Source organism: Gluconobacter albidus, assembly GCF_002005485.1.
In the GTDB taxonomy this organism is placed as follows: Bacteria; Pseudomonadota; Alphaproteobacteria; order Acetobacterales; family Acetobacteraceae; genus Gluconobacter; species Gluconobacter albidus.
In genome coordinates this window covers 230,380-254,476 of sequence record NZ_CP014690.1, presented here as the reverse complement: position 1 = coordinate 254,476, position 24,097 = coordinate 230,380, and the positions used below count along the sequence as shown (strand labels likewise).

At 57.0% G+C, this 24,097-nt stretch carries 25 protein-coding genes; 10 read left to right on the top strand and 15 right to left on the bottom strand.

Going from position 1 to position 24,097, the window contains the following annotated elements; translation table 11 throughout:
* The first annotated feature begins 16 nt into the window (after nucleotides 1-16).
* A complete protein-coding gene (locus A0U94_RS15585) occupies nucleotides 17-1,657 on the top strand; it encodes an NAD-dependent malic enzyme (protein WP_077804224.1) in 1,641 nt (546 codons plus the stop codon).
* Nucleotides 1,658-1,660: 3 nt separating this feature from the next.
* Nucleotides 1,661-3,109 (top strand): class II fumarate hydratase, encoded by a 1,449-nt coding sequence (gene fumC, locus A0U94_RS15580; RefSeq protein ID WP_077804223.1) that lies wholly within the window; start codon nucleotides 1,661-1,663, stop codon nucleotides 3,107-3,109.
* Between the two features lie 69 nt (nucleotides 3,110-3,178).
* On the opposite strand, the gene A0U94_RS15575 is transcribed toward fumC, so the two are convergent.
* The 3 genes from A0U94_RS15575 to A0U94_RS15565 form a co-directional block, all read right to left on the bottom strand.
* The gene (locus tag A0U94_RS15575; RefSeq protein ID WP_167369419.1) at nucleotides 3,179-4,060 is read right to left on the bottom strand and encodes an MBL fold metallo-hydrolase; all 882 of its coding nucleotides are present in this window, start codon (nucleotides 4,058-4,060) and stop codon (nucleotides 3,179-3,181) included.
* A 91-nt stretch (nucleotides 4,061-4,151) separates the two neighbouring features.
* The gene (locus A0U94_RS15570; protein WP_194268044.1) at nucleotides 4,152-4,934 is read right to left on the bottom strand and encodes an SDR family NAD(P)-dependent oxidoreductase; all 783 of its coding nucleotides are present in this window, start codon (nucleotides 4,932-4,934) and stop codon (nucleotides 4,152-4,154) included.
* Nucleotides 4,935-5,071: 137 nt separating this feature from the next.
* On the bottom strand, nucleotides 5,072-5,998 hold the full coding sequence (locus A0U94_RS15565; protein WP_077804244.1) for a LysR family transcriptional regulator: 927 nt from the start codon (nucleotides 5,996-5,998) through the stop codon (nucleotides 5,072-5,074).
* Nucleotides 5,999-6,147: 149 nt separating this feature from the next.
* Here A0U94_RS15565 and A0U94_RS15560 point away from each other — a divergent pair, with 149 nt between their 5' ends.
* On the top strand, nucleotides 6,148-7,080 hold the full coding sequence (locus A0U94_RS15560) for an SDR family NAD(P)-dependent oxidoreductase (RefSeq protein ID WP_235993405.1): 933 nt from the start codon (nucleotides 6,148-6,150) through the stop codon (nucleotides 7,078-7,080).
* Here the strand turns inward: A0U94_RS15560 and A0U94_RS15555 are convergent.
* The 3 genes from A0U94_RS15555 to repC all read right to left on the bottom strand — a co-directional run bounded on the left by A0U94_RS15555 (nucleotide 6,974) and on the right by repC (nucleotide 9,189).
* Nucleotides 6,974-7,225: a Fic/DOC family N-terminal domain-containing protein gene (locus A0U94_RS15555; protein WP_235993406.1), complete on the bottom strand. Its 252-nt coding sequence runs from the start codon at nucleotides 7,223-7,225 to the stop codon at nucleotides 6,974-6,976. The two genes, A0U94_RS15560 and A0U94_RS15555, sit on opposite strands and share 107 nt — an antisense overlap.
* Nucleotides 7,226-7,607: 382 nt before the next feature.
* Nucleotides 7,608-7,892 carry a DUF2312 domain-containing protein gene (locus A0U94_RS15545; RefSeq protein WP_077804220.1) on the bottom strand — a complete coding sequence of 95 codons (285 nt, stop codon included), beginning with the start codon at nucleotides 7,890-7,892 and terminating at the stop codon, nucleotides 7,608-7,610.
* Nucleotides 7,893-7,944: 52 nt separating this feature from the next.
* A complete protein-coding gene (gene repC / locus A0U94_RS15540) occupies nucleotides 7,945-9,189 on the bottom strand; it encodes a plasmid replication protein RepC (protein WP_077804219.1) in 1,245 nt (414 codons plus the stop codon).
* A gap of 572 nt (nucleotides 9,190-9,761) precedes the next feature.
* Here repC and A0U94_RS15820 point away from each other — a divergent pair.
* Entirely contained in the window at nucleotides 9,762-10,109 is a 348-nt protein-coding gene (locus A0U94_RS15820) for a hypothetical protein (RefSeq protein WP_149026847.1), read from the top strand.
* A gap of 68 nt (nucleotides 10,110-10,177) precedes the next feature.
* Nucleotides 10,178-10,477 (top strand): hypothetical protein, encoded by a 300-nt coding sequence (locus tag A0U94_RS15530; RefSeq protein ID WP_015074981.1) that lies wholly within the window; start codon nucleotides 10,178-10,180, stop codon nucleotides 10,475-10,477.
* A 33-nt stretch (nucleotides 10,478-10,510) separates the two neighbouring features.
* Here A0U94_RS15530 and A0U94_RS15525 read toward each other — a convergent pair whose 3' ends face one another.
* The 9 genes from A0U94_RS15525 to A0U94_RS15815 are packed head-to-tail and all read right to left on the bottom strand — an operon-like array spanning nucleotide 10,511 to nucleotide 18,801.
* Complete coding sequence (locus tag A0U94_RS15525) at nucleotides 10,511-11,038, bottom strand: hypothetical protein (RefSeq protein WP_077804217.1); 528 nt, start codon at nucleotides 11,036-11,038, stop codon at nucleotides 10,511-10,513.
* Nucleotides 11,035-12,048: a thiol:disulfide interchange protein gene (locus tag A0U94_RS15520; RefSeq protein WP_077804216.1), complete on the bottom strand. Its 1,014-nt coding sequence runs from the start codon at nucleotides 12,046-12,048 to the stop codon at nucleotides 11,035-11,037. The genes A0U94_RS15525 and A0U94_RS15520 overlap by 4 nt, the downstream gene beginning before the upstream one ends.
* A gap of 48 nt (nucleotides 12,049-12,096) precedes the next feature.
* Complete coding sequence (locus A0U94_RS15515) at nucleotides 12,097-12,525, bottom strand: hypothetical protein (RefSeq protein WP_244178137.1); 429 nt, start codon at nucleotides 12,523-12,525, stop codon at nucleotides 12,097-12,099.
* A 13-nt stretch (nucleotides 12,526-12,538) separates the two neighbouring features.
* Nucleotides 12,539-14,869 carry a DotA/TraY family protein gene (locus tag A0U94_RS15510; protein WP_077804215.1) on the bottom strand — a complete coding sequence of 777 codons (2,331 nt, stop codon included), beginning with the start codon at nucleotides 14,867-14,869 and terminating at the stop codon, nucleotides 12,539-12,541.
* Between the two features lie 3 nt (nucleotides 14,870-14,872).
* Complete coding sequence (locus A0U94_RS15505; protein ID WP_077804214.1) at nucleotides 14,873-16,432, bottom strand: hypothetical protein; 1,560 nt, start codon at nucleotides 16,430-16,432, stop codon at nucleotides 14,873-14,875.
* 1 nt (nucleotide 16,433) lies between these two features.
* On the bottom strand, nucleotides 16,434-17,627 hold the full coding sequence (locus A0U94_RS15500; protein ID WP_077804213.1) for a hypothetical protein: 1,194 nt from the start codon (nucleotides 17,625-17,627) through the stop codon (nucleotides 16,434-16,436).
* On the bottom strand, nucleotides 17,627-18,169 hold the full coding sequence (locus A0U94_RS15495) for a hypothetical protein (protein WP_077804212.1): 543 nt from the start codon (nucleotides 18,167-18,169) through the stop codon (nucleotides 17,627-17,629). Before A0U94_RS15495 ends, A0U94_RS15500 begins: the two co-directional genes overlap by 1 nt.
* Entirely contained in the window at nucleotides 18,166-18,552 is a 387-nt protein-coding gene (locus A0U94_RS15490; protein ID WP_077804211.1) for a hypothetical protein, read from the bottom strand. The genes A0U94_RS15495 and A0U94_RS15490 overlap by 4 nt, the downstream gene beginning before the upstream one ends.
* Before the next feature lie 54 nt (nucleotides 18,553-18,606).
* Nucleotides 18,607-18,801: a hypothetical protein gene (locus tag A0U94_RS15815; protein ID WP_149026846.1), complete on the bottom strand. Its 195-nt coding sequence runs from the start codon at nucleotides 18,799-18,801 to the stop codon at nucleotides 18,607-18,609.
* A 307-nt stretch (nucleotides 18,802-19,108) separates the two neighbouring features.
* Between A0U94_RS15815 and A0U94_RS15480 the strand changes: the two genes are divergently transcribed.
* The 5 genes from A0U94_RS15480 to A0U94_RS15460 all read left to right on the top strand — a co-directional run bounded on the left by A0U94_RS15480 (nucleotide 19,109) and on the right by A0U94_RS15460 (nucleotide 24,069).
* On the top strand, nucleotides 19,109-19,885 hold the full coding sequence (locus A0U94_RS15480) for a helix-turn-helix domain-containing protein (RefSeq protein ID WP_077804209.1): 777 nt from the start codon (nucleotides 19,109-19,111) through the stop codon (nucleotides 19,883-19,885).
* Nucleotides 19,886-20,133: 248 nt separating this feature from the next.
* Complete coding sequence (locus A0U94_RS15475) at nucleotides 20,134-21,027, top strand: hypothetical protein (RefSeq protein WP_235993407.1); 894 nt, start codon at nucleotides 20,134-20,136, stop codon at nucleotides 21,025-21,027.
* Between the two features lie 128 nt (nucleotides 21,028-21,155).
* Entirely contained in the window at nucleotides 21,156-21,785 is a 630-nt protein-coding gene (locus A0U94_RS15470) for a DotI/IcmL/TraM family protein (protein WP_015074968.1), read from the top strand.
* 11 nt (nucleotides 21,786-21,796) lie between these two features.
* Complete coding sequence (locus A0U94_RS15465) at nucleotides 21,797-22,774, top strand: DotH/IcmK family type IV secretion protein (RefSeq protein WP_077804207.1); 978 nt, start codon at nucleotides 21,797-21,799, stop codon at nucleotides 22,772-22,774.
* On the top strand, nucleotides 22,771-24,069 hold the full coding sequence (locus tag A0U94_RS15460) for a DotG/IcmE/VirB10 family protein (protein ID WP_077804206.1): 1,299 nt from the start codon (nucleotides 22,771-22,773) through the stop codon (nucleotides 24,067-24,069). Before A0U94_RS15465 ends, A0U94_RS15460 begins: the two co-directional genes overlap by 4 nt.
* Nucleotides 24,070-24,097 lie beyond the last annotated feature (28 nt).

Below are 24,097 nucleotides of genomic sequence, written 5' to 3'. Positions count from 1 at the left end.
ATGAATGGAGACAGACATGACGTCCGATCGCACTGTACCTTCACTCCCTCCCCTTCTGGATGCGGTTCACAACCGCGAAACTGCCTTCACAAACGATGAGCGGCACAAGAATGGTACGCTCGGCCTCTTGCCAGACGCCGTCGAAACCCTTGATCGGCAGATGGAGCGCGTCCTATGGCAGCTTGACAGCAAGAGTAACGATCTCGAGCGCTTTCTCCATCTGAACGAATTGTCACAGCGTAACGAGACCCTGTTCTTCAAGGTTGTGATGTCTGATCCGAAGCGCTTTCTTCCCATTGTTTACGATCCGACAATCGCTGATGCCTGCCTTCAGTACAGCCGTCTCTTCGAGAGACCACAGGGTATGTATCTTTCGCTACGTCACAAAGGTCGTGTGAAAGAGATACTCGCCAACTGGCCCGAAAAAGATGTGCGCTTCATTTGCGTCAGTTCCGGCGGCCGTATTCTGGGGCTCGGAGATATCGGAGCCAATGGCATGGGGATCCCGGTAGGCAAACTGCAGCTCTATACGGCCTGCGCCGCCATCCCGCCTCAGGGCCTGATGCCAATGTTACTGGATATCGGTACAACCAATCAGGAGTTGATTGACGATCCACTCTATCTCGGTTTGCGGCAGGCACCCCCATCGTCAGACGAACTCGACGCATTCGTTGATGAACTCGTGGCAGCCATTCAAGAGCTTTATCCTCGTTGCTGCTTACATTTTGAGGACTGGAAAGGAGACGATGCCATCCGCCTATTGGCGCGATATCGTGACAAAATCCTTTGCTATAATGACGATATTCAGGGGACTGCGGCCATTACGATCGCGGGCCTCGACACCGCCCTGTCGATCAAAGGCGAGGCGCTGAAAGAACAGCGTATCCTGTTCTACGGTGCAGGGTCTGCCGGGATCGGTATCGCGAATATGATCGTGAGTGCATTACAGGACGAAGGTCTTTCTGAAGCTGACGCCCGCACCCGCATTTCCATGATGGATATCAACGGTTTGATCGAACCTTCGCGGCAGGATCTTAATCCGTCTCAGAAAGTGTTCGCCCACTCCCATGCCGCGACGAAAGACCTTGCGGCGGCAGTCAGAGCCATTAAGCCCACTGTTCTGATCGGCGTCAGCACCAACGCGGGTGGCTTCACCGAGGAAGTCGTTCGCACCATGGCGAGCATCAACGACAAGCCCGTTATTTTCGCGCTCTCCAATCCCACCGACAAGGCGGAATGTACCGCGGAGCAAGCTTATCGCTGGACAGACGGCCGTGCCCTCTTCGCTGCTGGCGTCCAGTTCGACGATGTTACTTTGAATGGCAAAACGCTCACCCCCGGACAGGCCAATAATTTCTATATCTTCCCCGCCGTGGCACTGGCTGTCTGGGCAACACAGGCACGACGCATCACCGACGAGGTCTTCCTTGAAGCTGCGAAGGCAACCGCTGAACAGGTCACAACGGAACAACGTACCCATGGCCTGCTTTTTCCGCCGCAAAAAGATGTCCTACGTGTGGAGATCAACACGGCCATCAAAGTCGCGCGTCAAATCTTCAAATCGGGCCTGGCTCAGGTCCCTGAACCCGAAGACATCGTGGACTGGATTGAAGCTAAGCTCTACCGTCCGGAATACTCTACGTTAGAGGAGAACTGATCCGTGGCTCTTCCGCTTCATCTGCGAGACACCCGGATCGGCCTCAACGTTTCGGGAACGCGTGTCGAAACAGACTCAATGGGGCGGATCGACGTCCCAGCCGACCGCTACTGGGGTGCCCAGACGCAGCGCAGTCTTGAGCATTTTTCCATTGGCAACGACCGGATGCCAATGGAAGTCTATCATGCCTATGGGATCGTCAAGAAAGCTGCAGCGCAGGTCAATGCGGCAGGTGGTCGCCTGACTGCTCTCAAAGCAGGTGCAATTACTCAAGCTTGTGACGAGGTCATTGCTGGCGAACTGGATGCTCATTTCCCGCTCTTTGTCTGGCAGACTGGATCGGGGACACAGAGCAACATGAACATCAACGAAGTGGTGTCCAACCGGGCGATCCAGCTTTTAGGTGGAACACTCGGTAGCAAAAACCCTGTTCACCCAAACGACGACGTTAACATGGGCATGTCGAGCAACGACAGTTTCCCCACAGCGATGCATATTGCGACACTTACACTGCTTGATAAGCGCCTGCTTCCGGAGCTGGACGCTCTGGCCACCACCATCGAGGAAAAAGCAGGGTGCTGGATGGACGTTGTCAAGATCGGACGCACTCACCTTGAAGACGCCGTACCGCTGACGGTTGGGCAAGAGTGGTCCGGCTATGCTCATCAGATCCGAGAGACCATCGCAAACCTGAAGCTGGGACGTGCAGGGTTATTCGAACTCGCGATTGGCGGTACCGCAGTTGGAACCGGCCTAAATGCACCTAAAGGTTTCAGCGTCGATATGGCCAATGCCATAGCCCAACTAACAGGCGAGCCATATGTTACAGCGCCGAATAAATTTTCCGCCCAAGGTACTCTAGATGCCATGGTTCGCATGAGCGCAGCTTTACGAGGCGTGGCCGTAGCACTCATGAAGATCGCCAACGACATGCGCTGGCTGGCTTCCGGGCCACGATGCGGGTTGGGTGAGTTGCGGCTACCAGAAAATGAGCCCGGATCGTCGATCATGCCGGGCAAGGTCAATCCTACTCAATGTGAGGCCCTCGTCATGATCGCGATTCAGGTCATTGGTGATGATACCGCGGTCGCTTTCGCCGGCAGTCAGGGCAATTTCGAACTCAACGCCATGCGACCGATCGTCATCAATAACGTCCTGCATGCAATCCGTATTTTGTCTGATGGTTGCCAGAAATTCCGTCAGTATTCTGTCGAAGGTACAGAACTTAATCTGAAACGTATTCGTGAAATGGTCTCACGGTCGATCATGCTGGTGACAGCACTAAGTCCTGATATCGGATACGATAAAGCCTCTGCCATTGCCCATGTGGCGATGGAGCAGGATATGACACTTAGGGACGCTGCTCTCAAAAGCGGCTATATTGATGAGCAGACATTCGATCGGCTCGCCGACCCTATGACAATGATCGGTCATGGGGTCGGGGGAGCCTGATGGCGATAGCACCCTAAAACTGCACAATTCCTCTTTTTCCTAGAGCCGAGTGCTTTTTAGTAAGAGCCGCTAATCAACATCGCGAGACTGTTGCTCGTAAAATATTTGGAACGAATCTCCGAGAGTTTCTATTTTTGCTCTAACGGGTGCATTGAAGTGTACACCCGTTACATATCGACCATTCTGGGAAAGCTCGGTGAGAATCTTACGACGTGTTTTTGCAGCCAAATCGGGAGTGTAATCGAAGGCAAATGTGGCGTCAGGACGTGCCACCTGAATATAAGGGAAATGCAGGATATCTCCCCAGACCAGGAGGGAGTCGCCTTCGCTTTCCAAAAGATAACCGGAATGACCTGGTGTATGTCCTGGTAAATGGACAGCTGTGATCCCGGGAAGCAGAACATCTCCGTCCTCGAAAGGTGTGAGCTGCTGCTGGTAAGCATCAAGGACGTTGCATGCCACGTCGAACAGACGCTGATAATCGGCAGATGCAACCTTGCGTGCCTCATCGTCTCGCCAGAAATTCAGTTCCGCCCTATGCAGGAAAACTTTTTTGACGTTACGGAAATGTTTTGTGGCGAGAGGACCGGCCAAACCTCCAACATGGTCGCTGTGCCCATGTGTGAGAAGGATCGTGTCGATCTGTAGGGGATCATAACCTGCAGCAACCATGGCAGGAACCAGACGTCCGCCCCACCCGTTGATATTTCCGGCACCCCCATCAATCAAAATGGTCTGTGTTCCGATTTCGACGATAAAAGCATTAATGAACATACGCGGCAAAGATGAGACATTCGCCGCGATCAAAAGTGATAATACCTCATCATTGTCGATGCCTTCAAGCATGTCGAATGATCCGTCCAGAGAGCCGTCACTCAGAACCGTTACGGCGAACTCGCCGACACGGTAACGGCTAATTTCAGGGGCCTGAAACATTCGTTTTGATGACATGAACTTGTCCCTTGGGTGCTCATTGAGTTGCGGACAGACGACAGAGTCCGCCCGCAACAATCCGACACCATGTCAGCAGTGCTTTACCTGATCAGACGACGCCGTTCAGTTTGCAAAGGACGGCATGACGAGCCGCTTTCACCGTCTCAGGTGTCGTGCGGTTGTCGATAGCCTGCTGCTTGGTTGCGGCATCGCCGCCAACGACCATATCTTCATCTTGCATGAGAGCGTCGACACCCTGCTGCGCTACGATATGCAAATCATTTTTCGGCCCGTGGTCGATCTTGCTGGTGGCCATGCCGGCATTCTTGTGAAAACGCGTGTTTGTTGCACCCGGGAGCAGAGCAGTGACACCCACGCCCGTATCGCGAAGCTCTTCACGCAGGGATTCTGCAAACATAAAACCGAATGCCTTGGAGGGACCATAGACCGTTTCGTAAGGCGTCGGTGTGGTTGCCGAGAGGGACGAGACAATCATGATCCGGCCGGCCTTGTTGGGCACCATGTGCTGCACTACACGCTTGGCCAGATGCACCGTCCCGGAGATGTTGATGGCAATGACCCGGAAATCATCTTCGAGCTTGTTATCAACAAAGGCACCGCCCAGGCCGATGCCAACATTGAGAACGGCAATATCGACGTTTCTGCCAATATCTTTCGTAAACTGCCAGAACCCTTCGACGCCGTCATAGGTCGCTGCATCCGCCTGAAAGGCATAGACTGTCACCCCGATCTTTTCGAGTTCTGTTTTGGCGTCGTGGATTTTATCGCTGGCCCCCGAGATGGCGAGATCATAACCCATGCCGCCAAGGATACATGCAATCTCGAAACCAATGCCCGAGGACGATCCGCTGATCATGGCAAGTTTGCTCATCTGTCTTCACTCTTCCCAAAGTTGGATAAAACGGAGTGACAAATCGCAAGGAATATCTACTGCCACTCCCCCCGGAGATAAGCGCTCAATTCTTAAAAATCCACATGATCGGCGAAGAGCTATAATCAACGGGGTGATCACTCCTGTTCACCTGGACTGCTGTAGACAGCCTTTTGTTCCTGTACCAGGCGAATAAGAGCCCGTAATGCTTCAGGTAGTTGCCGACGACTGGGATAATACAGAAAGAGCGGCGGTCCCATAGAAGCCCATTCGGGCAGGACCTTGACGAGCGACCCGTTTGCAATCTGCACTGCCGCCCGGCTTTCAAGGTTGTAACTGATCCCCCCATCGCGTTCGGCGATCTCGATAGACAGAACGGTTTCGTTGACGATCACTGACCAGTCCGTGTCCAAAAAGACTTTCTCCTCGCCGCGTTCCAGCTCCCAGTGATAGATTTTTCCGCTTCCCATCCGGATCCCTATACAGCGATGCTGGTGTAGGTCGGCCGGGCCTCGAAGGGGTGGAGCTGAAGCAAGATAGGCAGGCGATGCGACTGTCACCCATCTTAGATCGGGACAGAGCGGGACCGCGATCATGTCTTCCGGTATTGTGCCACCATAGCGAACACCTGCATCAAAGCCCTGTTCGATGATGTCTTCCACCACATCATCCACTGCGACTTCCAGACGCACCTCGGGATAAAGGGCGACATAGCCCGCTATAACGGGAGCCAGAATCAGACGGGCGGCATCCGTCGGTACGTTCAGACGTAACTGACCCGCAGGGCGGTCCCGATAACGATTGAGCGCTTCGAGCCCATTGGTGATTTCCGAGAGTCCTGATATGACATGCGAGAGCAATTCCCGTCCGGCCGGCGTTAGCGTGACGCTGCGATTGGTCCGGTTAAAGAGACGGACACCCAGGCGCTTTTCCAGTCCGCGGATAGCGTGGCTCAAGGCCGATGGAGAAAGATCCAGTTCTGCTGCAGTTTTGCGAAATCCACCTGTTTTGGCGATGGCGCAGAACAGGTTGAGATCTCCCAGATCTCCACGTGAAAGATGCATGATGCGTTTCGCCCGCTCGTTCATTCATATTTGTTGAATGTAAGCATACACCATGTGCTTTTTGACTCAATTCCAGGCCTTATGAGGTTGCGCTAGGATCCGTTGATAAATCACCTTTCTTGGTGCCCCAGACAGAAGGAGCAACGTGCATGTCAGAAAGAATGCGGAAAATCGTCGCAAAGGATCGTGTCGCAGTCATCACCGGTGCAGCAAAAGGCATTGGTGCTGCTCTTGCCCGAGAATTTGCGACCCGCGGGATGCGCTTGGCACTTCTTGATCAGGACGGAGACGCGCTGGAGGCGCTGGCGCCCACGCTTCCCGTTGACGTACTGACTGTCGTGGGTGACGTGACCGATGATACGGTGCTTCTGCGCTTGCGTGACGAAACGTTAACCCGCTTTGGGGACGTTGGATTACTGGTGAATAATGTTGGTGTGCTGAGCAAAGCCGGTCCATGGGCTTCACCAGATGAATGGGATCGGACTCTAAACGTAAATTTTCGCGCCGTCCTCAGCGCACAACATCTATTCGTGCCACATATGACCGCCGCAAAACGTCCATCGGCCGTGGTGAATCTTGGCTCCAAGGAAGGAATTACTACGCCGCCTGGTCACGCCGCCTATTCTGTCGCCAAAGCAGCAGTGAAGGTGCTCACGGAGCAGTTGGCCCATGAACTGCTAGTCTCCACGGGAGGAACTGTTTCGGCCCACCTTCTGGTACCAGGTTATACATGGACCCCTATGAATTTCCACGGCAAGGATGGGCCTCATGACCGTAAACCGGAGGCTGCATGGACAGCGGAACAGGTCGTAGATTATTTTCTGCAGCGGATATTCAATGAGGATTTCTACATCCTGTGTCCGGACAACGAAGTTACATCCGAAATGGATACACGCCGCATTCAGTGGTCGGTCGACGACATGATTCACAATCGCCCCGCACTCTCACGCTGGAACCCGGCTTGGGCGCAAAAATTTACGCAATGGATGAGAGCCGATGGTACAAACCGCTCCAAAGCCAGCGCGTATCCCGAACCTGTCGAACCGTCTGCCCTGCCTGATCGTCATCTTCGTCGGCGATAAGAAGTTCATCCAGGGTGCTATGGGTTCTTTCCATCGCCGAACTGCTGACGGCTTCGCGGCGGCTGAGAATACGACTGATTTGATAAGGGGCTGGAAGACGGACCAGACGCTCACGGACACCACCGGATAGCTCAGTTCGCTTCATGCCCCAAACCTTTATCAGAGAACTTGAAAAACAATCTTATTAAAGGTTGTACTGAAAACCTTTCAATAAAATTTTCTGTTGGAGATCTCTTAAAGGTTTGTGCCCATTCTTCTGCATATTTTCAGAACACAAGAAAAGCGACGGCGATATTTATGATCGCTCCACAGAACACGATCACAAGAAGCCGCTCGGTCGTCGCGGCCGACAAGCCAGATGACGCGGGGTGAGACTGGAGATATTTCAGTCGCGCATACCCCGCGAGAATTAGGCTGATCCCAACGGCTCCGGACACCATGGCCACACGGTAGGATAAGGCCGCAACTGTTGGCGTAGAAATTCGCTCTCTCCTAACGGGTGTGTCCGCAATGGACACACTACTGTTTCACATTCCCAGAGCACGACGGTAAATGTCCAGAAGGGTTTCCTGCTCCTCGACCTGGGCGGGCTCCATTTTCCGAAGTTTCAGGATCTGTTTGATGATCTTGACGTCGAAACCAGCCGACTTGGCCTCGCTGAAGATGTCCTTGATATCGCCAGCCAGCACCTTTCGCTCTTCTTCCAGCCGCTCGACACGCTCGATGATGGATCTAAGACGATCCGCCGCAATTCCTCCGGTCTGAGCTGGAGCCTTAAGAGCCGCTACGTCCTGTTTCTCATGTGCCAACATACAATTCTCCTTTCACTCGCCCATTCTGCAGATCCCATCTGCGACTGACACCTCAATGGTAGGTGCGGTCGGCCGAAAGATCTGACGCCAGGCCATAGAGCGTCCGGTCCAGAGCCAATGTACCGTCCAGATGACGCTCGATCATGGCCCGTAGCAGGCCACCGGACGACCGGACTTTGCCCTTTCGCGCCTTGGCGGAAATGACGCACACCGCGACAGCCGCCTCATATCGACCCATCACACTGCACGCCTGACGCCAGGCATGAGACGAAATCCCCAGAGAGCCAGTGAGCATCTCCACGGCGTCGATCAGTTCGGCCTCATGGGGACGGCTGCTGGTGCAGAGATCGCGCAGGTCCGGGACGAGCTGAAGGAGGAAGTTCGGTCCGGCCTTGAAGCCCCGAAGCGGCGAGGCCTTGGCAGGGGAGGCACTGTCAGACCCAACTACTCCTTCTTCTATGCCAACGCCGGCGCAGCCGGCTCCGCTTACAGTAACTTTAGGTATCGTATTTGGGTTTGTATCAGTATTGTGGGGTCCATCAGTGCGCCCCATGGGGTCCATTTCCACAGGGTCAGCACCTGCGATCAGGGCTTCCAGACGCTCGACCAGCCCCTCCATCTGCTCTACCAGCGGAGAGAGAATGTCCAGGTCGTGGTCATTGCCACGCAGCGCCAGGAGCTGATGCCCGTTCTGCTGGATGCTCATGACCTCTGCCTTGTCGCTGACCGTCTCAAGCGCCGTGGCAGAAAGGGCCGTGATGCGGCGGCTCAGGATCATGGCACGCTTGTGCAGGCGCTTTCCTTCGCGCTCCCGCTCTCTGAAGGCCTCAACGCGTTGGAGCATTTCGTCGTAGCGCCGAGAGAGCGGCGACAGATCGAACCCGTATCCCTCAAGGATGGCCCCATTGCGGCCGTCACGTCTCAACCAGCGCTGTTGATTCGGACTATCGCGCATGATGATCCAGCCTAACTCGCTGAGGCCTCGTAACCAGCGTTTGACCGTGGACCGCTCGATGCCGAACCGCTCGCAGATGTCACGATTGCGCACGGCGCAGATTGTGAGGTTGTCGTCCTCCCAGTCCACCGGCTTCGTGCGGCTGATCAGAAAGCCAAGCAGATCGGACTGGCGCGGCTGAAGGCCAAGCGCACGAGGCTCTGTGTGCAACGCACTGAGGATCTGCGCCTTGCTGGCACCACTTCGCGGCAGGGCCTCGCACTGCATCTCCGCGAGGATCATGGCGGCGGTGATGCGCCTCACGCCCGCCTGGTGGGGGTCATACGAAAGAGAATAGGTCATGGAAAACTTCTCAGGATTTCGGGGTTTCCGAAGCCCTGCTCTCCAACCCTTCAAACAAGCCCCTCCCGTTTGCAAGAAACTCTTGCATTCGAGGCTGAAATGTAGGATTGAAAATTCAGCAGTGAAATTTCAATCCAGTTCAATCGGTCGCCAAACCGATGGGACTACGTTCTTAGGGCCTCGTGAAAGCGGGGCCTTAAACGTATCTAGGCTCTGGCTAACTCACTCAAATAATTCCTTCTTCAAGCCCAAATAGGCGGCTGACTTGTATGCGTGTCCTGCAACGAGAAAGAAAGATCCTCATCACATTCTCCTCGCCGTTCAGAGAACATCACGGCGATCTGCGACTTTCATCTCTACCCTGCTCCCGCGCGGTCCTATTAGGACCTTATGAGAACAAAAGAGGCCTTTCATAACTTTTTTTCACAATTTGTTAATGAAGACTTTTTTCTTTTCACATCTCCGTGTTAGGAGAAAATTGAAGATAAAATAAATAAAGGTCGTTTTGGTCCGTACCTGGAACCCTGGTGCGGTCAGACTTTTGTTTTATATGGTATTAATAAAGGTGTCTGATGGGTTCTGTTGTGCTGAAATATAATAAAGAATTATATTCGATACTAAGCGTATGCGATGAATTATCTTTGTGCGCACAAGCCCAATTTCTTATTGATGGAATCCATAAAACCATTACTTTGATGTCAACGATGGTTTTTATATCTCCCGCCCTGATACGTGACTATATTGATCAGGTTGAAGAGTGCGCTCGCTATGTGGATGAGCTTAAAAAACTAGAGTGCCAAAACACTGTATTTCTCGAACTCAGAAGCGAATGTTTGAAGAAATTCAGTGCATTTGAAGCGGACATGGCTGGAGATCCCTTTATCATTCATAAGGAATCAGCTCGCGCTTTCAAAGCCTGAGACGTTTTTGCCACCTTAGTCGCAGATGTGCATGCCAGTTTCCATGATACCAAAGCGGAGACTGGTCAATGAAACTATATTTCCTACCTGCGATCGCATTTTTTGCTTTAGCGGCCTGCTCAGGCAACGTCTCGGCCGGTCATGGTCATGGCCCCAAGCCGCCCCCACTTCAACATGCTCGCTATGAGCCGGGCGCGGCCTACGGGTCGTCAAGAGCCGTCTGGGCACCTCCTGTCTATGACCGGCAAGGTCATATCGTAAAAATCGAAGATCCGCGTAATTCCGGAGGCCGTGAGGACTACGAACACGCGGGCTGGGCCGTTGATGGCCCCAACAATAATTACACGCACCCACCCGGAACCTTCTAAAAGAAAAGCGGCCCGTCTGGGCCGCTTCCTGTTTCAGGGCCGTCGAGGGAAAAGGGTGTCGGCCTCTCTGATATAGGCCAACATCCCAGCCTTTCGCCGCTGGCGAAACTGCCAGTTCAGCCAGCCATTCTGCAGAATATAAAGGCCCAGAGCGAACCAAAACGGCAGCATCTCGATCGCTGTCACGAGAGTCTGGCTGTGCCATGAGCCGCTAAGGCCTACAATGACCCATGCCGCGAGCAGAACCGCCCCGATGAGGGCTGCGGACCAGGCCCGTTGATATGTCTTGATCTGCTGGTTCTGGAGGTAGATCTCGACTGCGGCCGGACTGACATCATACACCTCTGCCGTCGCGGCAAGGTCGATGTGTCCCGATCCATCCACCTGAAACCCGTCTTCCGCCTCAGGCCGTCTCCGGACGATACCCCAGAGTGTCCGAAGCAGACCGTAGCCGTCACGGATACTCGTGGCCCCGACTGCGACGGATGGAGAACCCACAACAAACCGAGCGGCCCGGCCTGTTTTCGCCAGAACTCCCTTCTTTTCGCTCGCCCCGCTCACTGGCTGACGTCCGCAAGGAACTTGCTCAGATCAGGCGGTACGCCGTCGAGACGCCCCAGAGATCCGTCATGATGCTTCCAGAAGAAGGTCGGTGTGCCCGTCAGCGAGACCGCCTTGGCCGCTGCCATGTTCGCGTCAAGTCGTGACTGTGCTTCAGCAGAAGGCTGATCCAGAGCAGCGGAGAGGCCTCCGGACGTCCATGCCTGCACCATACTGGCGTCTGCGGGCAGGGAGGTCATGGCCCTGGCGTAACGCGTGCTGGCTCCCCCGTCTTCATAGTCCAGAAGCGACAGCGGCACGACTCTCAGGCGCAGCTTGCCACTATCAACGGCGGGCTGAAGGAGCTGCATGGCGCGAATCGAGAACGTGCAGCGCGGGTCGATGAACATGATCACCTCCGGCGCGCCTTTCTGTCCGATCACACCGGCGTAGATCTGTTCGGACAACGACCCGGCCGAGGCCTTTCCGCCCCCCGGAACATCAATCCGAACCGTAGGGACCGCCCCCGGAATGTAGCGGATCTGCTGTCGGGTGATGTTCTTCCCCGCGACGTCCCAGACAGTGCCGGCGATGGCAGCCTGACCGTCTGGCGTCGCATAGAGCACCTGAAAGCGGTCGCCATTGCGCACGAACATGCCCTTTGTTCCGTGCCAGACCTCAAGATCTGTTGCCCGTTTGCCCATCAGCTCGTGAAGGCGGTCATAAGAGACGGGAATAAGCGTCCCGCCAATGATGAAACTGTGATTTTCCGGGGTGAAGAAAACGAGAAGCTGGTTGTCCCCATGAGCCACGCCAGTCTGGAGACCGTGCTGTGGCTCTGCCCACAGGATCTCGCTTCCGGCCTGCACCAGGCGCTGAATCGCGTCAGTCGGCTGAGGCCCTGATGCTATGGCCTTTTGCGGTGCGGACGTCTGTGGAGCAGGGGAAGGGACGGCGCATTGGGTCTGCGCCATTGCCGGTCCTGCCAGGAGCAGAGATCCAGCGAGATAAAAAGAGGTACGAGAACGCATGAAGGGTCTCCCAAAGAATTAAGGAGACCCTACCGAGCGAAGATGCGACTAAGAGCTGCTTTTCTCTGTCGGAGGAAGAGGGCCGTAGAGGGCGCGATACCGTGCGAGTGAGGCTTCGGCATCGTCAGCCCAAGTCTTTAGGCGGCTCAAATTGCTGTCGCCCTTATCAGCATACTGTTCCCATTCTCTCGTCAGGACGCACTGACGCTCCAAGGTCTCTGTCACCTGGGCAAGCTGCTTTTCGAGATCGCTGATCCGAGCCTTCCGCTCTGCCATGATCCCTTCTTGCCATTTAATGTGATCGAGAAACTCATGCCCCTTAGCCACGAGTTTCTCGATACGAGCCTCATAATTGTTTTGGGCTATTCGCTGGCGTGTTCTCGCGACGAAGAGATTCCGTGACTGCTCTGACTCCGCAGCCATCTGGCCAAGGATATATCCTGCCCAGCCACTCATTCCAGAGCTGTCACTTCCCATCTTCATGCTCCGTTCAGGTAATCTTGTTCATCGTGGTATCTACCATCTGCTTTTCCTTAGCAGATGTCGAGTTGCCAAGCTTGCGCTGTGCCTTCTCCGGCATTGCGCTTGTCAATGAGTTCTGAATGCCTTTCAAGGTCCCTGCCATACCAATCACAGCAGCGTCCCTCGAAAACTGGTCCAGATCGACCCGGCTTCCTTCATGAAAGCCAATCATGGCAGGAACGCGTTCGGGAAGGATACCAATCAACCGGAAGCACATCAGGGCCAGCGTAATGTGAACCGTCACGTACAGGCCTAGCATCACGACAATGCCGACCAGATTGGTCACGATCCAGCCATGCGACAGCACGAACCCTGCGGCAACCCCGAACGTCTGGTGAACCAGCCAGGACATGGCGTCAAACACGAAATAGCCGAGGAAAAGTCCGAACAGCATCAGGGTCGGCCGAAAGAGGACGTTAAAGATCAGGGCGTATCCTGCCTTCGCGTGCCCATGAAGACCTTCACCCGACATTGTCATGTGGGCGAGCATCCAGAGCGGAACCGCAATCACACCTTCGCAGACCAGAATAAGCCAGCCCGCAACGGCTGCCATCCACATGATCCAGGGGACCATAGGCAGCACAAAGGCCAGCATGAGGCCGGGAACCAGGAGCGCCATGGACCCCGACAGAATGGGCGTACTGAGAAAACTGACAACGATATGCCCGACCCCAATACCCGTTGCGGCCGCAAAATTGCCCGTCAAAGCCGCACCAGCCGCTGTGATCGCGGATCCGGTGTCCGAGCTGAGAAGCGCTGCTGATGCCATGACCAGAAGGGCGGTCGTGACCATCCAGTTTCCAAGGCCCATCAGGTTCCCGAACGGATCCGTCCAGTAGCCCTCAGCACCAGACGGCTCGATAAATGCCATGACCGTCTGGAGCGTGTAGTCAGTCAGATGAAGAGACCGCGCCACCTGCGACAGAACGCCTGCGCCATCGCCTGTTGGCGTAACACCTGCGTAAAGGTCGCTGCTGCCGCCTGGAGCATTCATGCCGTCCTGCGTCGCGACCATGTTGGAGATATTGGCCAGAAGCGCACCAATGGACTGCATCAGCGGCGCGATGTCCCCATGCAGATCTTCGCCAAGGCCGACATAGGTTGGCGCGCTGACGCTCGGCGTTGAGGCCATCAGGGACATGGTTTCGCCGTTGAGTCGGGCGAACTCAAGATAATAGGCCCCTGCGCCCGTCCAACCGAGGCTATCCAATCGGTTCTTCGTATTTGCAGCACTTCCGTTCGTGCCGCTGTTCCACGCCTGGAAACTTGTGCTTCGCTGCATCACAGCGGCCTGAACCTGCTGGCGGATGCTGGCAGCCTTGGCCGTCAGCTTGCTGGTATAATCGTTCGTGGCCTGCGTCATGAGGGTTACGAGCGGTGCGAGACTGGACGACTTCTTGGTCTGCCAGAACTGGTTCGCAACCTGTTGGACCTGCGGCCGGATCTCGCCAACCAGAACGCTGTCGAGGATCTGCTGCTGCATGGCGGCGGTATCCACCGTCACGCCCAAGACCTTCGTCGCGGCCCGGGGCGCCTGAATGGTCACAGAGCCGCAGACCGGCTGACCATCCCCGGTTGTCATCTGATACGGGTAGGTGATGACGCCAACATCCGCGCCTGGAACAACCCAGACGCGCTGACCGGTCGGTGCTGGCACGAGGCTGGAATTGGACGAGGCCAGATTGACCAGATCCCGGCACATCTCATTGGCGATCAGGCCTGCCACAATGGTTTTCGTACCCGGCACCATGGGCTGCGCGATGGTTTTTCCGTCTGGCCCGATCGCCTGTACGGCTGACGTATAGACCGTCTTAGCCATACCGACGCCCCAGAGAGATCCCTGGACGAACGCGGCCTGACCGGCACTGAAGCCACCTGCCACCGGAAACATCATAATAGCCCCGAAGGCCATCCGCACGATGCTCATGGACGTCTGGTTTGAACCAAGCACCTTCGACGTTTCAGCCGAGCGGTGCATGTTCATCATCATGACGTATGAGACAAACGCCATGGCCAGCGCCATGACGAAACCGGACAGATCGCCCAGCATGGTTCCGATAACCGTGGCCTCGGTGCCGGTGGAGGTCGAGGACGACCCGAAGACCGGAAAGACCGACTTGATCATTGTCGCGGCCCAGTCATCACCGGGATCGAGCATGTTCCAGGTCACGCCGTAGGTGGAGTTCCCGGACGTCGAGTTGCCTGTGACCGACTGTGCGTGAGCTATCCCTGTTGCGAGTGAGAGAGGCAGGGCGCAGAGCGCCCAACCTGTTCTGCTGAGCCGTCTGAAGAAGATCATCAGTTACATTCCCGGGCTTGCGCTAGCGGACGCGGACGGAGACGGCCGAAAGACAGAGGCAACGGCCTCGACCGCCTTTTTCAGCAGCTCACGCGCCTTCTCTGAGAGATCTTCGACCATGCTGGTCCCGGCTTCCTTTCCCGGCACCCCCTTGGCGAGTTCGCCAATCTTGCTGTCCAGGCCGTTGAAACGCTGCTCAACCTGAGCCTCTGTCCCACGCTCTAGCCCAATGTCGGCGGCTTTTTCGCGGTGAGCGCCATAGGCCGCGACGGCTTCACCCGCTTCTTTCAGTTGCGCTGCGAACGCCTGGTTGGTGCTCCGCTCGGCTTGAAATCGTGATTGCAGGCCCTCATGCCGACCTCCCGGCCGCATTTCGCTCAACACGCCATCCATGCCGTTTGGCTCGGATTTTGCGGCGTCTGCAATTTCACGCATCACCGAAGATGCAGGCGTATTCTGCACGGCTTCCAGAGCACTCTGCGCCTTCAGGCCGAGGGCTTCCGTCCGATCCAGATGGTTGGCGTCCGCCTGCTGTCCATGGGCAGCGTTCATCGTCTGCGCCTTGGCCATCCAGTTAGACCCGGGCGTTACGGTCTGCTGCACAGCCTCGGGACGAATGGCCTGTGCGAGACGGGTAAAAAGACCCGGACCGCGCACCTGATAGACAACCTTTTCATCGTCCTTCTGCTCATGCTGGTCTTCTGCCTTTTCGGACGGACCAGTCTTCGTGCGGCTCCCTGCATCCTGCGCCGGACCAGTCTTGCTTCCCCCCTCAGGCTTCTGCGTGGTTGTGCTTTCATTTTGTCCTGCTCCGGTTGACTGAGGGCGGGCGCGGCCATCCATCTCGGGTTGACTGTTCCTGTCACCACCACCTGGCGAAGGGTGCATCCTGTTATCGGCGGCCTCGGGTCCAGGCGAACGCGCTGGAGCGACAGTCTCTTCCTCCTGCGGCCCTTCTTCGTGATCCAGATCGGGAGCATCCGGGACGTCTTCAAAAGGCGGTGGCTCAGGGCTCCCATCGAACTCGGAGGCCGGTTCCACAGGTCTGACATCTGCTTGTTCATTCTCTGTGACGGTCTGCGCTTCCGGGTCGTGCGTAGAGAACCGTGCGGCGTTGGCGACCCGATCCGTTAGCGAGTGCAGAACCTCGTCAATCTCCGGATTGCCCTGCTGGTCAGCGCCCATGGAGGCCACCTGCTCGGAAACGGAGCGCACGTTGTCAACCAGCCGCTGATCCATCAGATCGGGGGTCTGTCGCATAAAGTCCTTGAGGGTCTCGGACGTCAGGCCGGGCACGGTCATGGCGCGTTGCGTCATCTCTTCGCGCAGCCCGCTCTCCTGAGGCAGGACTGGACCGACCAGACGCTCAGCATCCTGAAGCACATAGGCCACGTTCGTCCGAAACCGGTCATTGGCGGCGAGGTCCGGATCCTGCTGCTTCTGCGCCAGCAGAGTGATCTGACCGGCAAGCTGGGGAGCCTCTTTTTCAAGTTGCGGCCGCACGCGCTCCAGGCTCTGGAACACGTCTACGAGGGCGGGGGGCTGGGTATCGTTCTGGGCCATGTCAGCCTCCGGGATTGACGTTAGGGGACGGGATCGGGGCAAGTCTCTTGGCCTCGCTTTCCTCTTCGTGCTGCGCCACCTGCGTTGCGGCGAGCGAGGACTGGAAAAGGCCGAGGCGGTAATTCTGCAGGGCGAGGTAGTTGGCCTGCGCCTGCTCGATGGCCAGCTCACGCATCACGGTGGCGGGCGGCATCTGCTGAAGGTTCTTGTTCCAAGTCACACCGGAGACACGACGGTTGACCTCAAGGCTCATCGAGGTCAGCCACGAGGCCTGATCCGAAACGGCCATCCCTTCGGCCTGCATCTCTGTTTTCTGCACATCCGTCAGGTTGATCGACGGGATCTCAAGCGAGGTGATGAAATTCATCACGTAGCGCGACAGCGACATGCGGGCGTTGTAGGCACGACGACGCAACGCGGCTTCGCGGCCGGACGTGGACGTAAGCTGCTCACCGCGCAGTGCGGCCGGTGCCACGGGTTGAATGAGTGTGGTGCTGTAATCGTTGGCAGCGTCCACACCGCCGTCAACCGACAGGGTATCCTGCCCGAACAGGGAAATAGCCCGTTGGTCCGCATTGGGCAGGCGGGAGAGAGCAGAGCACAGACCGGCCGTGACGTCTTCCTGTGAGCAATACCGCCGTCCGTGCAGCGCCATGCTTGAGGCCACGCCCTGGCCCTTGCCGTAATACGACGGCGTTCCGGCGTCGGCTTCTCCCCGACTGTCCGTAATTGTCGCAATGGCCCGTGTTGCCGTGCGCGCAGACTGCGAAGCCCCCTGGGTGGCCTGCGACCCGTCGATCCCCGTGCAGAACTCGGGGTTCATCATGTGCTCGTCGCGGATTGTCGTATCCTGCTGGCGCCGAGCGAACTCCGCCATGGCTGTATTGGACGCATCGGCGATCCGCTGCTCTGCGGCGACACCAGCCTTTTCGTAATTACTGAGTTGGGTGAACCCCTTGTTCAGCATAGAACTGACGGAGTTCGGGTTCGTCAGGCTGTCCATCGAGCTGTTCAACTGCGACGTCAGAGTCTTGGTCATTGACGACAGCGCACTGCCCGTAAACTTCTGTAGGGCGCTGATGGCCGCGACCACGGCCGCTTCACCGATGAACGCATTCGCAGGCTTCGGCATCGCGACAAGAACGGTCGTGCAGAGGAGCATCGTTGCGATTGTTGGATTGAGGCGGATCTTCATCAGAATACCCCATCCAGCGGTGTGCTTGTGTACCCGGTCGGCAAGCGTGGCTCACCACGCACATAGCCATTGGAATCCCCGTTCCCGAGACTTCCGGCCGCGAGCTGGGGACCGTTGCCGCCAAAGTTCAGGGACGGGCACATCAGGCCATTCCCGCCTGAGAGGCCAAGGCCGACATTCACACCGTTCAGGCTCAGGCCACACTGCTGCGCGGCCCCGACGGTGTTGTTCCACTCACTCTGGGCCGCAGAACAGATCTCTCCTTCGACCTGCCCGACAACGTCATTGATCAGCGCCGCAGGGTTGGCGATGTTTGTCAGGAGATTGAGGCCGGTCCCGTTAAAGAATTTGTCGAGACACGACAGGCCGCTGACGCTTTCAGGCTGCTTTTCGTAGGCATTGTTGGCCTTGATCCGCCCGTTGACGGCGTCCGCTGCGGCCCGTGTCAGGGTGGCGCAGGCCTGACTGCCCTGTGTTGCGGCGGAGGCACCTACGGGAAGCAACAAGGCAGCCGCGATAAATAGAAAGGGTGCCCGTTTCATGCGGCCGACCTTTCTTCTTCGGGGTCAAGAAGATCGCGCAAAAGCGCCAGACGGTCCTCTGAGAAAACCCGGGCAGAGAGTTCTGCCCGCTTCTCGCTATCGGTCCAGGTGACAAGGTCGGCACGGCTGGCGACAGCGGCTGCCACGAGATCCTCTCCACCGGCTACGGTCGAGATCACCTCGGACACAAGGGTCCGCCGCTCCTCATTGGGGAGGGACACGAGAAGATCGGCCAGAGAGGCCGTGACCGCCCCGTCGGTGCCGAACGTGTGTCCATTCCGGACACGGAAATGCTCAAGCAGATTGTGGCGTGCGAGAGCGAGATTGGGAGCCAGAGAACTCTGCGGGGTCTCCCTGTGCGGTGTTCGATCGTCTGGTGACATGCCTCTCTCCTGGGTAAGTCCCAGCAGAGAAGCAAGTCGATCTGCGACTAACGCTTATTTCTTCAAAATAGTGACGTGTGCGCGCCCAACCTCGATACGCTCACCGAGTGGGCTGACTGTGGTGGCCAGAACCTTGTTCCATTCCCGACCGCCCTGCCAGTCCACGGCCTCACCCGGATCGACGCCCGCGCCATAGGTCACGCGCACTCCTGAGGGGACGATTTGTCTGATCGCGAAGGAGAGTGGCACCTGATGACCATATCCAGCAGTCATGCGGAAATGATGGACTATCTTCGGCGGCGCAGTCTGGATGGACGGTTCTACAGGAGGCGCGAGAGAGACTGGTCCCGAGGGCGCAGGCTGCACATGAGCTGGAGGCAACATTACAAACATTCGGTCTCTCCTGAAATGACTTAAAGTTCTCAATCGCAAATCGACGTGCGACTAAGGAGAAATGTTAAATACGAACTCAGTTGTCAGGGGCGCTCTCGTTGGTATTTTGCTGTATCTGGACCCGAAATCTGGTGCGTAGGCCTGCCGAGAGAGAGAACTAGCCATGAACAAGAAAACAGAGACGCAGGTAAGTGACGGGCAATCTGACGAATACCTTGTGGACCTGGGACAGAGAATTAAGGATGTCCGGGAAGGCAAAGGGATGAATGTCGTAAATATCTGTTTCGTAACAGACTTGGCTGTCGGGACAATTTCAAATATCGAGCGGGGGAAAAATGTATCTTATGTGACCCTGCATAAGATACTTCTGGCCCTTAAAACCCCTCCCAACGAAATACTCCCACTTGATAATCACGATATATTGCCGATCGAAGTTACAATCAGCGAGGAGGAAACTCAGAAGTATCTGGAGCTCGCTGACGCTTTCCAGAAAACTTCAGGGTCTTTATCTCACCTCATCCAAAAACTTCATCTGGCCCGCGAACATGATGTTGCCGCCCGCAAGGGTGCCACCGCCTCAGAAAGCGATCCGCGAGAGCCTGTTGTAAAGCAGCTGGGTGAGAGAATCAGAGATATCCGACTTGCGCGTCAGATGAGTATTTCTGAATTAGGCGCAGCTAGCGGGCATCAGACGCCGGCTATGCAGCTCATTGAAATTGGTCTGCGAAAGCCATCAATTGAGTCTCTTCGACGCATCGCAGCGGCCTTAAAGATCGCTACAGCCGATCTGTTTCCTGGTCTCCCCAATCAGAAAGATATTTTTAATTCTCTCCGCACGCTCGGGCTCTACAGCAATATCCAGAGCGTCCGCGAACAGGTGGAATTTTTTAATGACAGCTTCATCGCATTGAGCGGCGCCATACAGAAAACCGTGAACTAACGGAAAACTTTTAGTCGTTCGGTGTTATATCGCTTGTAACCGATGATCTATCATCGGATAAGTCCTTATACGTTGAAACGTGATAGGGACTTCCGACGATGTTTGCACGCAGCCTCCGCTCCTCACTCCCCGCCCTCGGCAGCGTAGAAGAAGCGTTATTTCACTCGTCTGATGTTAAAAGTGAAAAAGAGCAGCACCTGATTTCTCCCGGAAAAAATTCCGAGGAAGTCAGGACACTCGTCATCAAGATGGCAATAAAAGGTGTGAACGTCGCGCATATCGCGGCTGCCCTTTTCATAAGCCGCCTCGAAATAGAGGCCATTGCGCAAAAGGAAGGACTAGATCTTAAACGCACCCCGCTCAGAAGCGGGCCTCGGGCATGGTCTCTTCGCGATATCAGTCGTCTCAGCCGCGCATGGGCCAAGGGCGAAGACCTCCCCGCCATCGCAAAGCGCCTCAACCGCACCGTCATGGCAGTACGCAAGAAACGCGCCGCCCTGGTCCTACCCGCACGGGAGCGTTATGCCGAGGCGGTCTGGACAGACGCTGACGTTGCCACGCTGTTGGCACACCGTGAGCGGCGCATCGGGCTCCAGCGCATTGCCAAGAAAATGGGACGCAGTGTCCGCAGCCTACAGCGCAAGCTGGTCAGTCTCCGCCCTGCTGCTGACCCTTTCGCCATTCCCGCTGACTCATCCGTCATTCTTACCTGGGAACAGGCGTCCCGTCTGACACCAGAAGAGCGTCAGGGCCGCAGATGGCAGGTCCGGAACTCTCCCACCGGACTGGTCATCGGCTTCAGCCGAAATGCCTGCACCACACGCTGGTCCGTTGAAATGCAACACGAACTGGCCATGCGGCATTTTGCCTACCAAGCCCCTCAGGCTGTGGCCGATGACTTTCTCTTGAGCAATCGCACCATCGTCAGCCAGTCCGGCTGGCTCCATCTCCCGCGACGTTCCAAAAAGGATATGCGCAAGACGTTCGATCCCAACCTGTATGAAATCTATCTGAACAAGATGGATCACATGCGCCGCGAGTGCCTGGGAAAGAAAGGGTTTTTCTTCTGGAGCCCACGTCGTGGCGGTCGCCGCACCAGTCGTTTGCATCAGCAGACTGCCGTCATGCGCTCAGGCGATTGATCCGCAAATTTCTCTGCTTTTTTCAGCTTCAGTCGCAGATCAACGGGTCACGGTAACGATGACACAGTCATCATGAGGTTTGAAATGCCATCCGCAGCCCCGCTGTCGCTCCACGGAGACACCGCGCCATGAGCCGCTCCTCGGGATCCCTGAGCCGCCGCCTGACCGATCCTGATTTTCAGGGAAAGATCGTTGAGCGTTCCTTGCAGACGTCCATCGCACTCGCCGCCGTCGTGGTGGTGCTGGCCGTGCTCCTGGCCCGCGCCTGGTCGTATCATCCGCTCCCGAAGTATTTCTTCGTGGACGGAATCAACGCCCCTCGCCCGGCTATTGCTCTGAACAGCCCGATCCTCAGTCAGGAAGACTTCCTGTCCTGGGTCATCAAGTGGTCGCTCAAGCCCTACAATATCAATTACCGGGATTACCCGTCGCAGCTTAACGCGGCTGGCGCGCATTTCACCCTGAACGGCTGGAACACGTTCGCACAGTCCTTTGTTCAGGACGGCAATCTGGCGAAAATGAAAGAAGCCAAGCTGCTCTGCTACGCGCAGCCGACCCGTGCCGCAACCATTCGCCAGCAGAGTATGGTCAACGGTCATCACCATTATGTCGTGCAGTTCCCGTTCGTTCAGACCTGCGAGAACGTCAATCTGGAAAGCTCCCAGACCCTGATTGCGACCGTGCATGTCGAGCGCGTCGATGACCCGGATCACCCTGACGGCATTGCCATTACCCAGCTTGTGGCCAGCCCGCAGTGAGGATCCGCACCATGACAACCCGCTCTTTTTCGCTGTCCCTCCTCGGCCTCCTGGGCCTGATGCCCTTCACCGCAATGGCTCAGTCGGTTGCGCCAGCTCCGGATGCCGCGCCCGCCGCGCCACACCTGTCGCCAGAGCAGCAGGACCAGCAGGCTGCCGAGGATGAAGCCATTCCTCTGACACCGGAGATGATTCATCGACTGGGTAAACGCCTCAAAGAGAACCAGAGGGCGCGTGAAGATGTCGCCACGGAAGTCGCGGCTCCGACCAGCCGACCAGCCATCCGCGTGTCATTCGCGCCCGGTCAGCAGACATCGCTGATTTTCACGACCAAGGGCTATCCCACGGCCGTCTCTTTCGTGGACCGCTCCGGCGCACCCTGGCCGATTGCGTGGAACACGACCAGCACATCCGCCAATCCGGACGGTCTGAAGAACTGCTCGTCGGACGGCGGAAAAGGTGGCTCTCCTGCCGTGCAGACGACAGGGTTTTACACCTGTGTTCCCTATGCTGGCAGCAACACCATCAACATCGAGCCACTGTCGCTGTCGCCACGCGGCGGCCTGCTCGTCACGTTAAAGGGCGCCATCAAGCCGATCTCCTTCCTGCTTCTGGCCGGTCGCGGCACCTATGACGACAACCTGACGGTCCGCGTCAACGAAGACGGCCCCAATGCGAAGCAGGAAATGGGTCCGGAAGCCGCCCCCGGCACGGCGGAGCCCTTCATGAACGCCATGCTGTCCGGGATCGCTCCGGCCTCCGCCGTTCCCCAGAGCGTCGAGGGTCTCTCTCCTGACGATGTCCAAGCATGGCGTATGGGCAATGAACTCTACATCCGCACGCGGCTGGCGCTCATGACGCCTGCCTGGGACAGTTCAGAGCGCGGCGAAGACGGCTACACCCTCTACGCCTTCCGCCAGACCCCCTACATTCTCCTGTCGGATTCCGGTCGGACCGTGTCCGCGTCTCTCAAGGACATGACGCCATGATCCCGAAACTGCCCAAGTTCAAATCCGTCCTGTCGAGTGCGACACGCGGCGGGAACCGACGCCTGCTCCTGCTCGGGGGTTCAGCCGTCTCGGTCCTCGCTCTTGTCCTCCTTGTCTCACACCATCAGACCAAGCAGATGCCCAAGTCCAATCCCGGGCATATTGCCGAGATGAATGCGCTGCCTGGTGGCACAAACACAAACCCGGAGCAGGACCGTCTGCGTCAGATGCAGAACACCGAGACTGCACAGAAATCCGAACGCGCCGGACAGTCCTATACCCCGGATCTGGCACCCGCTGTCACCCGGGACAAGGGCGAAAGGACCGGAGCGGTCCTGTCGTATGATGGCGCGCATGATGATCCAGCACCTGCCCGGCCGCAGGAAATCGGCTATGACGCGCCAATCGCGTCCCCGGCACCACCTCCCACGCCGCCCCACATCGAGACCGCTCCGCAAGCCTCGATCGTCCAGACCGATCCGGCCTACTCTGCGTCAGGCAATGGCGAGACATCCCAGGCCGAGCAACAGGAACGCGAGAAGCGCCGCGCCCGTTATGTCGCCGAGATTGCGCGCATCGAAAGCGGACTTCAGACCCGGCCTCCCGTCTCGGACCTTCAGGAAGCCGTCTTCAAGCCCGAGCAGGAGGCGCAGCCCCAGGCCGAGAAAGCGATGGCTTCGCATGGTGCGACAGGGGCATCCGCAGCGGCCACGGCCTCACATGATACGGCCGCCGCGCCAGCCCTGATCCCGGCCGGTCGCGGGATCTATGCCCATACCGTCACGGCAACGGACAGTGATCTGGCGGGTCAGATCGTGCTGGAGGCCGATAGCGGCCCCATTGCAGGCGACCGCATGATTGCAACGGTTGCGAGGGCACCCGGAAACGAGCAGCTTCTGGTCGTGCAGGTCAACAAGATCATTCATCAGGGCCGCACGCTATCGACGAATGGCGTGGTGATGGCGCCCGACAGCATGAAACAGGGTGTCGCCTCCAGCGTCGATCCCCTGATCATACAGCGGTTCGTCATGCCTGCCGCCGCAGCCTTCGTGCAGGGGCTTGGGCAGGCCATCGAAACCACGTCCAATGTCTCGGGCAGTTACAGCGCCCTGGGCGGCATGAACTATATCCAGCGTCTGAACATGGGCCAGCAGCTCGGCGTCGCCGCAGGAAGTGCGGCTTCGGCCGTCAACAGCGCCCTGACACAGGATACGCCAACACGCACGCGGATCATCCTCGCCGCCAACGTGAATGTCGGTGTGATGTTCATGGATCCTGTTCTTGATAAGCCCTGATTTTCCGCACTCAGTCGCAGATCGTTAC

Excerpts from the sequence above, each read along its gene's own strand:
- A0U94_RS15585 (WP_077804224.1), top strand. The coding sequence starts at position 17 with ATGACGTCCGATCGCACTGTACCTTCACTCCCTCCCCTTCTGGATGCG.
- A0U94_RS15495 (WP_077804212.1), bottom strand. The coding sequence starts at position 18,169 with ATGAAACGGGCACCCTTTCTATTTATCGCGGCTGCCTTGTTGCTTCCC.
- A0U94_RS15820 (WP_149026847.1), top strand. The coding sequence starts at position 9,762 with ATGGGTTCTGTTGTGCTGAAATATAATAAAGAATTATATTCGATACTA.
- A0U94_RS15505 (WP_077804214.1), bottom strand. The coding sequence starts at position 16,432 with ATGGCCCAGAACGATACCCAGCCCCCCGCCCTCGTAGACGTGTTCCAG.
- A0U94_RS15520 (WP_077804216.1), bottom strand. The coding sequence starts at position 12,048 with ATGCGTTCTCGTACCTCTTTTTATCTCGCTGGATCTCTGCTCCTGGCA.
- A0U94_RS15555 (WP_235993406.1), bottom strand. The coding sequence starts at position 7,225 with ATGAAGCGAACTGAGCTATCCGGTGGTGTCCGTGAGCGTCTGGTCCGT.
- A0U94_RS15545 (WP_077804220.1), bottom strand. The coding sequence starts at position 7,892 with ATGTTGGCACATGAGAAACAGGACGTAGCGGCTCTTAAGGCTCCAGCT.
- A0U94_RS15570 (WP_194268044.1), bottom strand. The coding sequence starts at position 4,934 with ATGAGCAAACTTGCCATGATCAGCGGATCGTCCTCGGGCATTGGTTTC.
- A0U94_RS15510 (WP_077804215.1), bottom strand. The coding sequence starts at position 14,869 with ATGATCTTCTTCAGACGGCTCAGCAGAACAGGTTGGGCGCTCTGCGCC.
- A0U94_RS15475 (WP_235993407.1), top strand. The coding sequence starts at position 20,134 with ATGGCAATAAAAGGTGTGAACGTCGCGCATATCGCGGCTGCCCTTTTC.
- A0U94_RS15575 (WP_167369419.1), bottom strand. The coding sequence starts at position 4,060 with ATGTCATCAAAACGAATGTTTCAGGCCCCTGAAATTAGCCGTTACCGT.
- A0U94_RS15465 (WP_077804207.1), top strand. The coding sequence starts at position 21,797 with ATGACAACCCGCTCTTTTTCGCTGTCCCTCCTCGGCCTCCTGGGCCTG.
- A0U94_RS15560 (WP_235993405.1), top strand. The coding sequence starts at position 6,148 with ATGTCAGAAAGAATGCGGAAAATCGTCGCAAAGGATCGTGTCGCAGTC.
- A0U94_RS15460 (WP_077804206.1), top strand. The coding sequence starts at position 22,771 with ATGATCCCGAAACTGCCCAAGTTCAAATCCGTCCTGTCGAGTGCGACA.
- A0U94_RS15515 (WP_244178137.1), bottom strand. The coding sequence starts at position 12,525 with ATGGGAAGTGACAGCTCTGGAATGAGTGGCTGGGCAGGATATATCCTT.
- A0U94_RS15490 (WP_077804211.1), bottom strand. The coding sequence starts at position 18,552 with ATGTCACCAGACGATCGAACACCGCACAGGGAGACCCCGCAGAGTTCT.
- A0U94_RS15565 (WP_077804244.1), bottom strand. The coding sequence starts at position 5,998 with ATGCATCTTTCACGTGGAGATCTGGGAGATCTCAACCTGTTCTGCGCC.
- repC (WP_077804219.1), bottom strand. The coding sequence starts at position 9,189 with ATGACCTATTCTCTTTCGTATGACCCCCACCAGGCGGGCGTGAGGCGC.
- A0U94_RS15470 (WP_015074968.1), top strand. The coding sequence starts at position 21,156 with ATGAGCCGCTCCTCGGGATCCCTGAGCCGCCGCCTGACCGATCCTGAT.
- A0U94_RS15530 (WP_015074981.1), top strand. The coding sequence starts at position 10,178 with ATGAAACTATATTTCCTACCTGCGATCGCATTTTTTGCTTTAGCGGCC.
- A0U94_RS15480 (WP_077804209.1), top strand. The coding sequence starts at position 19,109 with ATGAACAAGAAAACAGAGACGCAGGTAAGTGACGGGCAATCTGACGAA.
- A0U94_RS15500 (WP_077804213.1), bottom strand. The coding sequence starts at position 17,627 with ATGAAGATCCGCCTCAATCCAACAATCGCAACGATGCTCCTCTGCACG.